Genomic DNA, 11,240 nt, shown 5'->3' on the forward strand with positions numbered 1-11,240 from the left:
CGTCCGGTGTGTGCAACTGCGCCATCAGCGCCTGGCGCTGCCGAGCGCTGAGCTCGTGCAACCGCTTCAACCACCGCTTCCAGTCTTGTTCCTGCATCGCCTTCTCCAGGGAACCCGGCTTGCCGCCGTCTACCTGGCACGATGCACTTCCACTGGCTCATGGCCTGCGCCTGTCACTACTCAATGCGCAAAGAGCCTTTTTCATGGCTGATCGCGGAATGCTTACTCGACGCCGCTGGTGTCCGAGCGGAAGGCGGTCCAGGTCAGCGTGACGGCCAGCGTGTGGTCCCACGTGCGGCCGACCAGCGGACTGTCGCGGTTCGCTGCGCCCTTCACCGTCTCGACGCTGGCGTGCAGCGCGAGACGCCAGTCGCGGCTCAGCATGCGCGCCCACGACGTACCCAGCCGTGTGGCGACCAGGCCCGAATGCGCCTCGTACGCCGGCCGCGTTTCGGTGACATAGACCGGGTCGACGCCGTAGTACATGTGGTTCAACGCACGGTTGCCGAACAGCACCCCGGTGTAGACCGACGGGTTCCATTCGGCGACGCGGGGCAGGCGCCAGGTCACCCGTGGCTCGAACGACACGCCGGCGAATTCGAGGTCGCGGTCGGCGTCGAACACCGCGCGCAGCGGCAGGTCCAGCCGCAGCGGTGGGCGCTGGCCATCGTCTCGAAGCTCGCCCAGGTTGATGCGCAGGCTGGGGCCGAACTCCACCAGCGTGCCGATCGCCGGCATGCCCTCTCGAGCGCCGCTGTCGCGCCCGTCGGAGCCAAAGGCGGCGGCAGCACTGAAGTCCAGCTCCGCGCGAGGCGTGCGCAGCGCTCGCAGGCCCGCAGATCCGCTTTCAACGCGCAGGACCGGCCCGCGCCAGGTGATGAAGGGCAGCACCGTGCCGTTTCGGGCTCGCCGCTCTGCCCCCGGGTAGACCGCGTGGTCGGCGGCGACCATGAACAGTCCTGCGGTCCACAGTGGCGGCGCCACGCCGGGGACGTTGCCGTCGGCATCCGCCACCACCTCGGGCGGCGGCGGCGTGGTGGTCTGGGCCATCGCTGCCAGCGGGCTGAGCATGGCCAAGGCCAGGCACGCGGTCAGACGAAGTGAAAGCGTTCGCGTTGATGTCATGAGAGAAGCGGAAGGTCGAAAGAGAAGTCAGGTCTCAGGCCAAGCCGATGCGCGCCGGGTCGGGCCCCGGGACGCGGTTCCAAGCGGGCAACTGTGCCTTTGGCAGCAACTCCTGCACCGCGCGCGTGGCCTGGTCGATGGCGCTGTGGGCGTAGGCATAGGCACCGGCGTCGGCATTGGCAATCGCCACCCGGCCCCAGCCGCGGCGCGCGCGTTCGCAGGGCAAGGGGCCTTGCGGCCAGTAACGGTCCCACGGGCGCATGTACTCGTAGGCGTAGCCATGGGCCCAGCGGTTCACGGTGATGGCTTCGATGTCGTTGGTGGCATCGAAGCCGAATTCGCCGAGTGCACCTTGCAGCAGCGTGCGCACTTGCTGCTCGAGGAAGTCGAAGCGCCAGTTCAGCAGCATCGCACGGCCTTGCGATGCCTGCGCGCGCGCCGGCGCGCCATTGCCCGGTACCACCACCTTGCTCAGGTGCAGCAGGATCGGCTCATCAGGTGATTGAGGGTAGCGCTGCGACCCCATGCTGACCGGAAAGTCCAGCGCCACATCACCCCAGAAACCATCGACGATGTTGAAGCCGTGCAGGCCTGACTTCTGCCAGGCGCGCCAGTTGTTCAGCAGCACGGTGGTGTACAGCAGCGGTGTCTTGACCTGGTCACTCAGCGCGTCGACCTGGGCCTTCGGCAGCTCGTCGGTCAGCCGCGCGATCACCCGGTGCCAGCAGGCCAGCAGCACCTGGCGCGCACGTACGACGCGCACCTGGCCCTTGGCGTCGACATAACGCAGCTCGACCAGTTCAGCTTGCTGCGGTGGGCCGAGATGGCGCAGGCCGAGGGCCGTCGCGCCGAGGCGGATGCGCACCGGTTCGTCGGATGCGTCCAGCCGGGTGCGGTCCAGCGTGGCGTCGACCAGTGCCTCCATACCTTGGCCAGGCAGCGCCGACGGGATCAGTGACCGGACCAGCGCTCGCGCGACGCCGGCGTTGCCGTCGGGGAAGTGGTAGATGTATTCGTCCTGGCTTGCCATCAGCTGGCGGCCACTGGGCGACATACGGGCATCGATGCCCTCGCCGAGCGCGAGACCTTCGAAGCCGGGCAGGCCGGCGGCCCACGCATCGAGTGCCGTCGTCGCGTCAATGCCGACTCCGAAGTAGCCCTGCGTCTCACCCTGGAAGAAGCGCAGCACTGTCGGATCGACTTTCCAGCGTTGAAGCAGGAAGTCGCGGTACGTCATGCCGGCCAACGCGCTACGGCGCGCAGCAGACGTCTTCAAATGCGGCAGCACATCGCGCGGTGTGCCGAATAACGCGGCCAAGCTGGCTTGCGCCGCAGGCGAAAGCGGCGTGCGCTTCAGCCAATCTGCGGCCGGTTCTTCTTTGCCGTGGCGCACCAGCCGGTTGTCGCCCCAAGCCCCGCGGCCGAAGAACAGGCCTTGCTGTGTCAGGCCCTGCCGCTCGGACCAGCCCTTGTCGAAGAACTCGGTCTTGAAGCGCTCGAGTTCGATGCCCAGGTCCTTCAGCAGCCCCGAGGCCGCGGGTGAGAACAGGCTCGGCGAATCGAGCGACTGCGAGCCGCCATAACCGATCAGCTTGACACCCGAGCGCGAGATGAATTCGTTGCGCCGCGCGTGGCCGCCGATGTCGTCGAGCGCATCAAGCAGCAGCACGCGCACCGGCCGGCCGGCATGCTGGCGAAACAGGTGCGCGCCGGCCAGGCCGCTCAAGCCGGCGCCGACGACGACCAGGTCTTCGATCTCGGGGTCGACCTCGGCGGCGGCGTCGCGAAACCGCGTCGGGTCGTCGCGCCAGGCGTGCGCGTTGGCATTGACCTCGTCGGTCTGGCCCTGCAGGCCGCTGCGCAGGGCGATCGGGTCGGTGTCGGGGGCCGCTGCCGCGGCGAACGGGGCGGCGGCCAGCGCGACGCCGTTGAGGAAGTCGCGGCGTGTGATCTCGGGCAAAGGCATCGGGGTAGGCTGATGTCGCCGGGGCTCGCGCCGCTGCGGCGATTACGGATGTGGCGTCCAAAACCAGGCCCGATCATGGCATGGCCGCGTGAGCCGGCAGGGGAACTCCAATGCGCTGTTCAACATCGATCCGCCCACTCTCATGGATCACCGGGGTGGCCTCGTTGGCAGCCCTGGTGGGTTGCACCAGCATGCCGTCGGGAGAGCTCAGTGTGCCTGCGGCGGCTACGGCCTGGCCCACAGAGGTTGCACCGCAGCCGGTTGATTGCCCGTCTGGTCTGCCCGAGGGTACCCGCTGTCTGGGTGGTCAGGACAGCGCCGGCGCGTTCTACCGCATCGCGATCCCGGCCAACTGGCAGGGCGACTTGGTGGTGCACGCACACGGCGGCCCGTCGCTGGGTGAGCCCAAGGTCGAGCGCGTGGTCGAAGACCTTCAGCGCTGGGCCATCATGGTCCGCGCCGGTTATGCATGGGTCGGCTCGACCTTTCACCAGGGCGGCGTGGCGGTGATGTCGGCGGCCGAAGACACCGAGCGCGTGCGCCGCATCTTCGTCACCCACGTGCAGCAGCCGCGCCGTACGGTGCTGCACGGCCAGTCCTGGGGCGCCAGCGTCGCGGCGCGCACGGCCGAGGCCTACGGCCGTGTGGTGCCGGGCCAGCGGCCGGCCTACGACGCGGTGCTGCTCAGCAGTGGCGTGCTGGGCGGTGGCTCACGCTCGTATGACTTCCGTCTCGACCTGCGCGTGGTCTACCAGGCCCTCTGCCACAACCACCCGAAGCCCGACGAGCCGCAGTACCCGCTATGGCAGGGTCTACCAGAGGGCTCGACGCTCACACGCGCGCAGCTGACGCAGCGCGTCAACGACTGCCTGGGATTGAGCAAGCCGGCCGAACAACGCAGCGCCGAGCAGCAACAGAAGCTGCAGACGATCACCCGCACGATCCACATTCCCGAGTCATCGATCGCCGCGCACCTGGCCTGGGCCACCTGGCACTTTCAAGACATCGCACAACGCCGCACCGGTGGGGCCTCGCCCTTCGGCAACGTGGGGGCGCGTTACACCGGCTCGGCCGATGACGACAACTTGAACGCGCAGGTGCTGCGTTACCGCGCCGACCCTGCAGCGGCGAAGCGCCTCAGCCTCGACACCGACCCGACAGGTCAGATCGACCTGCCGATCCTGACCGTGCATGGCATCGATGAYGCCACCGCATTCATCGAGCTGGACAACGAGTTCGCTCGCACGGTGGCCAAGGCCGGCCGCGCCGATCGGCTGGTACAGACCTTCACTCGCGACCACGAGCACAGCTACCTGAGCGACCCGGCTTACGCGACCTTGATGCAGGCGCTGCTGCGCTGGGTCAACCAGGGCGAGAAGCCCAACCCAGTAGGCATCGCTGCTTCGTGCCCGGCGATGGAGACGCGCTTCGGCGCCGGTTGCCGTTTCGAGCCTGGCTACCGACCGGCGCCGCTGGACACGCGCATCACACCGCGCGATCGCCTTTGAAGCCGGGGCGCCGGGTCAGCAGCAGCCGCACGCCATCGCGCGGTCGCAGCGTCACGTTCATCACCGGCTCGACCGGGCCAGCGCCCGGCGGCAGCGCCAGCGTGTAGCGCTGCAGCAGCAGGGCGGCGACCAGCGTCATCTCCAGCATCGCGAAGTGTTGGCCGATGCACACCCGTGGCCCGCTGCCGAACGGCATCCATGCGCCACGGGGCGGCGGGGGCGCGTCGGGCATGAAACGTTCGGGCAGGAAGCGGGCCGGCTCGCTGAATGACCGGGGATCGCGCTGCAGAACCCACGGAGTGATGCGCAGCATCGCCCCGCTCGGGATGGTCCAACCGCCAAGCGTGATCTCACGCGTCGTGCGCCGCGTCATCACCGCAGCGATCGGCGGGTACAGCCGCATGGCTTCCTTCAGTGTGGCGGTCAGCCAGGGCAGTGCGGGCAGGTCTTCGGCACCGGGTTCGCGCGAGCCCAGTACGGTGTCGACCTCCTGTTGTGCGCGGCGGGCCACTTCGGGGTGTTCGGCCATCAAGCGGCTCCACCACAGCAGCGCGGTGGCCGAGGTCTCGTGGCCGGCCTGGAAGCTGACCATGCACTGGTCGAACACCTCTTGGTCCGACAGGGCGGCGTTCGTGCCCTCGTCGCGCAGCGCCAGCAGGTGGGCGAGCAGGTCGTCGCGGGGTGTGTCGGCCGATTCGGTGCGCCGCGCCGCGATGTGCCGCCCCACCAGGCCCCGCAGCGCCTTCAGCGCGCGGCGTTTCTTCGCCTTGCCGGGCAGCGGCAGCCAGTCCGGCAAGGTCATCGGCCAGAACATCTCGCGTATGGCTGCTTCCGACAGCACCTGCGTCGCGTCGGCTGCATCGCGGGCGTCGCGCGAGGCCCGGCTGGTGAACAGCGTGCGCATGATCACGTCCATCCCCACCTTGGTCCACAGCGCATCCATCTCGACCAGGCCCTGGGCCTGGCCAGCCGGCACGGCCTGCTCCAACGCGTCCAATGCGGCGTCGCGCATCAGCGCCGCGTAGCCCGCCACCCGCTTGGGCGAGAAAGCGGGCTGCAGCATGCGGCGCTGGCGCTGCCAGGTGGCGCCTTCGGTCACCAGCACGCTCTGGCCGAAAACCTGCTCGAAGATCTCGATGCCGCGCTGCCAGCGCACCATCGCGTCGGCATGATCGACCAGCGCTTCGCGTGCCAGCTCCGGCGTGAACAGGTCGTAGGCGTGCTCGGCGCCGATGTGCATGTAGCTGATGTCACCGTGCTCGCGGTGCAGGCCAGCGGTGAAGCCCAGGTAGTCGGCCTTCATGTCCCGCAGCAGTGGCAGGCCCCACCAGCGGCGTTGGGGGCCGGACGGCTTGGCGTCGGCAGGGCGGGTGGTGGTCGGGGTGGCTTGGCGGTTCTCAGCGGTCGTCGTGGCGAGGTTCATGTGCTGCAGTGTGAACCTGGCGGCAGCCGCGCGTCTTGAACGATTTCGACACCGCGGGGGCATCGAGGTCGGGGGAGGCGCCCCGCCTGAGCGACGCCTCTACACTGCTGGCATGCCTCTCGATGCCGCAGTGCCGACATTGTCAACGGCCGTCAACCGTCTGTGGCTGCCGCGTGTGTCGCTCAGCGCCTGCGTGCGCGGGGTGATGGGGCGTGACACCCGCGGTGCAACGCTCAGCGATGTACAACGCCTGAGCTACTTTCCCGCCTCGCCGCTGTGCACGCTCAGCTGGTGGTTCGAGGGCTCAGCGGAGTGGCTGCCTTTCGGTGAGCCGCAAGGTCAGGCCGTCGGCATGCCCGGACGTTTCGTGTTCGGTGGCCCCTACCGCGGGCCGACGCTGTGGCGCAACCCGGGCCCGACGCACGGCATAATGCTGTTGCTGCTGCCCGACGCGATGCACCACTTGGTAGGGCTCGAAGCCGACCATTGGGTCGATCGATTCGACGATGCGGCCCAGGTGCTGCCGCCGGACTGGATCGCGATGTGCGAAGCGGTGCAGGCCGCGCCCGACGACGACGCGCGCATCCGCCTGATCGAAGACTTTCTCGACCCGCGCTGGCAAGCAGCTCGTCCGCACATGGCGCTGGCAGGCCACCGCTACGGTGACTGGGCCCAGGGCCTGGCCTTGCGGGCAGCCACCTCCCACCCGGGGCGCAGCCTGCGCCAGATGGAGCGCCGCATCAAGCAGTGGGCCGGCCAGTCGATGCGCGAACTGCGCGGCATCGCTCGCGCCGAGCAGGCATTCCTCGACGTGGCTGCTTCCGGGCAGCCAGACTGGGCGGCGGTCGCCGCGAGCGGCGGCTACGCCGACCAGTCGCACCTGTGCCGCGAAACACGACGCGTGACCGGCTTCAGCCCAGCCGAGCTGTACCGCCTCATCGCCGAGAACGAATCGTTCTGGGCCTATCGGCTGTGGGCCTGAACCCGGAGCCCGGAGTCACTTGCCCCAGCTGTCCTTCAGCCCGGTGATGCGGTTGAACACCGGCGCGTCGGCTCGGTGGTCGATGCGGTCGGTGATGAAGTAGCCGTGGCGCTCGAACTGCACGCGGGTCTCAGGTGCGACATTGGCCAGTGAAGGCTCGACGAAGCCCTGCACGATGCGCTTGCTGTTCGGGTTCAGGACAGTCAGGTAGTCGCGGCCACCGGCATCGGGCTGGGCCTCGGTGAACAGGCGATCGAACAGACGCAGCTCGGTGGCCACCGCGTCGTGCGCGCCAACCCAGGTGATCACGCCCTTGACCTTGATCGCGTCGGCGCCTGGCGTACCGCTCTTGGTGTCGGGCACGACGGTGGCGGTCACTGCGGTGATGTTGCCGGCCGCGTCTTTCTCGCAGCCGGTGCACTCGATCACCACGCCGTACTTCAGCCGCACCTTGTTGCCAGGGAACAGGCGGAAGAAGCCCTTCGGCGGCACTTCAGCGAAGTCGTCGCGCTCGATCCACAACGTCGGGCCGAGGCTGAATTGGCGCTGGCCCATCTCAGGGTGGTGCGGGTGCACCGGCGCGTGGCAGGGCTCGAGGGTGCTGCCGAACACGTCGGCATAGTTCGTCAGCTTCAGCGGCAGCGGGTCGATCACCGCCATCGCGCGGGCGACCTGCGGGTCGAGGTCGTCGCGCTGCGCGATGTCGAGCACCGAGTAGTCGAGCCAGATGTTGGTCTTGCTGGCGCCCGAGTCGTCGGCCATCTTGCGGATCGCCGACGGCGTGTAGCCGCGCCGGCGCATGCCGGCCAGCGTGGGCATGCGTGGGTCATCCCAGCCGCTCACGTGCTTTTCATCGACCAGTTGCTTGAGCTTGCGCTTGCTGGTGATCACGTAGCTCAGGTTCAGGCGACCGAACTCGTACTGCTTGGGCAGCGGGTGCGACAGCAAACCGCCTTCGGCCAACCGCTCCAGCAGCCAGTCGTAGAACGGCCGCTGGTCTTCGAACTCGAGCGTGCAGATCGAGTGGGTGATGCGCTCCAGCGCGTCCTCGATCGGGTGGGCGTAGGTGTACATCGGGTAGATGCACCACTTGTCGCCAGTGTTGTGGTGGGTCGCGCGGCGGATGCGGTAGATGGCCGGGTCGCGCAGGTTGATGTTGGGCGCGGCCATGTCGATCTTCGCGCGCAGCACCATCGCGCCGTCGGCATGCGCGCCGTCGCGCATCTCGCGAAAGCGCGCCAGGTTCTCTTCCGGCGTGCGGCCGCGGAAGGGGCTGTCGGTGCCGGGCGTGTTGAAGTCGCCGCGATTGGCGCGCATTTCGTCGGGCGTCTGCTCGTCGACATAGGCCAGGCCACGCTCGATCAGGTGCTCCGCCGCGTGGTACATGAAGTCGAAGTAGTTGCTGGCGAAGTACAGGTGGGGCGTGCCGAAGGCGTTCCAGTCCCAGCCCAGCCACTGCACCATCTCTTCGATTGCGTCGACGTACTCCTGCTCTTCCTTCTCGGGGTTGGTGTCGTCGAAGCGCAGATGGCACACGCCACCAAAGTCGCGCGCCAGGCCGAAGTTCAGGCAGATGCTTTTCGCGTGGCCCACGTGCAGGTAGCCGTTCGGCTCGGGTGGGAAGCGCAGGCGCACGCGCGCCGGGTCGGGCTGGCCGGCCGCGTGGTGGGCTGCATCGCCTGGGGTGCCACCGAAGGGCCGCTGGTCGTAGGTGCCCGCCGCCAAGTCGCGCTCGACGATCGTGCGCAGGAAGTTGCTCGGCTTGGTCGCCTCGGTGGCGGGGGTGGACTTGTGGTCGCTCATGAAGCGGGGTGATCGCTGAGAAAGAGCGATTGATTGTAGGGGGCTGCCTGCGCCGCAGCCCCCTATGGCAAGGGGGTCGGCGGCCCGCGCGCGCGATCGGTTGGCGATCCGTTGGTGGCCGGGCTGGCACGCCACTTAGTCTCGCGCCACGGCTTCGATGGCGAGGCCTGCCAACCGAGGGACACCACCATGCACACTTCGCTCACCCGCTTCACCACCCTGGCGCTGACCGTGGCGGCCGGTCTGGCCTGGCCGATGCTGGCCGCGGCCACCCCGCCCACCAACCAGGCGGGCACCTTGGCCTACACCTGCGGCGGCCGGGCCTCCGGCTCCGGCCTGCCGGTGCAGAGCATCGATCTGGCCAGCCTTTTCTGGCCTGGCGAATCCGTGTGCAAGGAAGCCTTCGATGCGTCGATGGCCCAGGCCAAAGCCAAGGTCAACCACAGTGGCCCTCGGGGCACCGGCGGGGGAACCGCCGCGGCCCTGCCCGGTGGCAAGGTGCGTGTGCGCGCCAGCAACAACGCGATTGGCGACGGCAGTGAGGTGGGCGGCGCATTGGCTGGCTTCACCGATGTGCTGACCATCGACGCACCGGGCCTCAGCGGCCAGCCCGGGGTGCTGCATTACAAGGTTCGGGTCAAAGGCACGCTGGAAACGCACGGCCCGTCGGGCGGCGCGGTGTTTCGCGTGCTGCCGATATCGTCTCGCCCGCCGACGGTCTGGAAGGACTGGGGCGTGGCCACCGACATCGTGACGCCCGACGCCTTCCTGGCCGTCGACGAGACCGTGGTCGTGGCCACCAACCTGGTTTTCGGCGAGCCGCTCACGCTGACGACGGTGGGCTGGGGGCATGCGGGCATCCGCGCCCAGGGCGGAACGGGCCACGGCATCGTGGCCTTCGACGGCAAGAAGGCGTTTCTCCTGAAGGGGGTGGACCACGTCACCACCCTCGACGGTACGCCGGTCACCAACTACACGCTGAGTTCGCAGGCGGGGCTGCCCTGGTAGGCACGGCCCTGGCTGAACACGACACATTCAAGGAGGCGAACATGAACGCGACGAAGGGATGGGCTGCCCTGGCCCTGGTGGTGGGGCTGGCGACGATGGCCGGTTCGGCCCGGGCCGAAGAGGCCGAGGCGGCCGCCGTGGTGACCTACAAACAGCTGCATACGTTCGACTTCAACGCCGAAGGCTCGCCGGGAGATTCCGGCCTGGTGAAGGGCCCCGATGGGTACTTCTATGGGACTGCCGACTTCGGCGGCGACTTCGGCGGCGGCACCATCTTCCGCATGGCCGCGAACGGCGCGACGCAGACGCTGCACCACTTCGGCTTCCTGGCGAGCGACGGCCAGGTTCCACGCGGCCTCACCTGGGGCCCCGACGGCCACTTCTACGGCGTCACCTCCAGCGGCGGCGCCGCGGGTGACGGCACCTTCTACCGCATGAGCCTGGATGGTGCGGTGACCGTGCTCTATTCGTTCGACAAGGATCGGGAGTTGGGCTATGCACCGAGCTATGCCGTGACCTTGTCCAGCGATGGCAATTTCTACGGTGTCACGAGCGCCGGCGGAGGCACGGTCTACCGCATGACACCCAGTGGCCAGCACAGCATGCTGCACATGTTCGAGGATGACGGCATCGAAGGCCTGGGCCCGTGGGGCGGTGTCATCGAAGACAGCGCGGGCAACCTCTACGGCACGACCTTCGGTGGCGGCATCCACGGCAATGGCACCGTCTACCGCATGACCAAGACCGGTGCGATGAAGATCCTGCACGCCTTCGGCCGCCCGCGGGGCGACGGTGCCAGCCCGCTGGCCAGTCTGCTGAAGGTCGGCAAGATGCTCTATGGCGTCACGCGCGAGGGCGGCACGAGCGGCCAGGGCACGATCTACCGCGTGTCGACGACCGGAAGCTCGTACCAAAGGCTGCATTCCTTCAGCACGTCGGCCGGTGCCCCCTACAGCGCGCACTCCAGCCTCGTCCAGGCGCCTGACGGCTACCTGTACGGCACGACCACCCTCGGCGGCGCGGCCGACAAGGGCACTGTCTACCGCATCGACCTCGATGGCCTGCTGACGCAACTGCACTCCTTCGGGCAACGACGTGGCGATGGAGCCTGGCCCACGGCGGGCTTGCTACCGGCCGGCAAGTCCTCCTTTTACGGCACGACCAACCATGGCGGCGCGAGCAACGCGGGCACTGCCTACAAGCTGACAGTCACCAACTGACCCAACGAGGCCCCCCCAGGGCCGGGCTCGCCCGGCCCGCCCCCGGGCGGGGGTTCAAGTCGCCCGGCAAAGCCAGATCAACTCGAGAGGACATCACCATGCACGCTTCGCTCACCCGCTTCACTCCACAGGCGCTCGCCGCAGCGGCCAGCCTCGCCTTGCCGATGCTTGCGTCGGCCGCACCGCCGATCGATCAGTTCGGCTC

8 protein-coding genes are annotated in these 11,240 nt (G+C 68.5%); 4 read left to right on the plus strand and 4 right to left on the minus strand.

Translation table 11 applies throughout. From position 1 onward, the window contains the following. Positions 1–222 precede the first annotated feature (222 nt). Together AC1DYI_RS16930 and AC1DYI_RS16935 are read right to left on the minus strand one after the other, a co-directional pair. The gene (locus AC1DYI_RS16930) at positions 223–1,071 is read right to left on the minus strand and encodes a MipA/OmpV family protein (protein WP_477205303.1); all 849 of its coding nucleotides are present in this window, start codon (positions 1,069–1,071) and stop codon (positions 223–225) included. An 88-nt stretch (positions 1,072–1,159) separates the two neighbouring features. Further along, positions 1,160–3,091, minus strand: coding sequence for an NAD(P)-binding protein (locus tag AC1DYI_RS16935; RefSeq protein WP_477205304.1), 1,932 nt, complete (start codon positions 3,089–3,091; stop codon positions 1,160–1,162). Between the two features lie 110 nt (positions 3,092–3,201). Here AC1DYI_RS16935 and AC1DYI_RS16940 point away from each other — a divergent pair, with 110 nt between their 5' ends. Continuing rightward, positions 3,202–4,599: a hypothetical protein gene (locus tag AC1DYI_RS16940; protein WP_477205305.1), complete on the plus strand. Its 1,398-nt coding sequence runs from the start codon at positions 3,202–3,204 to the stop codon at positions 4,597–4,599. On the opposite strand, the gene AC1DYI_RS16945 is transcribed toward AC1DYI_RS16940, so the two are convergent. Continuing rightward, positions 4,577–6,022 (minus strand): cytochrome P450, encoded by a 1,446-nt coding sequence (locus tag AC1DYI_RS16945; RefSeq protein ID WP_477205306.1) that lies wholly within the window; start codon positions 6,020–6,022, stop codon positions 4,577–4,579. The two genes, AC1DYI_RS16940 and AC1DYI_RS16945, sit on opposite strands and share 23 nt — an antisense overlap. A 112-nt stretch (positions 6,023–6,134) precedes the next feature. On the opposite strand from AC1DYI_RS16945, the gene AC1DYI_RS16950 reads away from it, so the two are divergent. Beyond that, a complete protein-coding gene (locus tag AC1DYI_RS16950) occupies positions 6,135–7,004 on the plus strand; it encodes a helix-turn-helix domain-containing protein (RefSeq protein ID WP_477205307.1) in 870 nt (289 codons plus the stop codon). 15 nt (positions 7,005–7,019) lie between these two features. On the opposite strand, the gene AC1DYI_RS16955 is transcribed toward AC1DYI_RS16950, so the two are convergent. Then, positions 7,020–8,807 carry a glutamine--tRNA ligase/YqeY domain fusion protein gene (locus AC1DYI_RS16955; protein ID WP_477205308.1) on the minus strand — a complete coding sequence of 596 codons (1,788 nt, stop codon included), beginning with the start codon at positions 8,805–8,807 and terminating at the stop codon, positions 7,020–7,022. Between the two features lie 189 nt (positions 8,808–8,996). On the opposite strand from AC1DYI_RS16955, the gene AC1DYI_RS16960 reads away from it, so the two are divergent. Continuing rightward, positions 8,997–9,815, plus strand: a complete 819-nt coding sequence (locus AC1DYI_RS16960; protein WP_477205309.1) for a hypothetical protein — start codon at positions 8,997–8,999, stop codon at positions 9,813–9,815. Positions 9,816–9,856: 41 nt separating this feature from the next. Then, positions 9,857–11,035, plus strand: coding sequence for a choice-of-anchor tandem repeat GloVer-containing protein (locus AC1DYI_RS16965; RefSeq protein WP_477205310.1), 1,179 nt, complete (start codon positions 9,857–9,859; stop codon positions 11,033–11,035). The last annotated feature ends 205 nt before the right edge of the window (positions 11,036–11,240 follow it).

This window comes from Ideonella sp. P3_A4 (assembly GCF_056403075.1).

Coding starts and splice junctions, on each gene's coding strand:
- AC1DYI_RS16930 (WP_477205303.1), bottom strand. CDS start 1,071: ATGCTCAGCCCGCTGGCAGCGATGGCCCAGACCACCACGCCGCCGCCG.
- AC1DYI_RS16935 (WP_477205304.1), bottom strand. CDS start 3,091: ATGCCTTTGCCCGAGATCACACGCCGCGACTTCCTCAACGGCGTCGCG.
- AC1DYI_RS16945 (WP_477205306.1), bottom strand. CDS start 6,022: ATGAACCTCGCCACGACGACCGCTGAGAACCGCCAAGCCACCCCGACC.
- AC1DYI_RS16950 (WP_477205307.1), top strand. CDS start 6,135: ATGCCTCTCGATGCCGCAGTGCCGACATTGTCAACGGCCGTCAACCGT.
- AC1DYI_RS16955 (WP_477205308.1), bottom strand. CDS start 8,807: ATGAGCGACCACAAGTCCACCCCCGCCACCGAGGCGACCAAGCCGAGC.
- AC1DYI_RS16960 (WP_477205309.1), top strand. CDS start 8,997: ATGCACACTTCGCTCACCCGCTTCACCACCCTGGCGCTGACCGTGGCG.
- AC1DYI_RS16965 (WP_477205310.1), top strand. CDS start 9,857: ATGAACGCGACGAAGGGATGGGCTGCCCTGGCCCTGGTGGTGGGGCTG.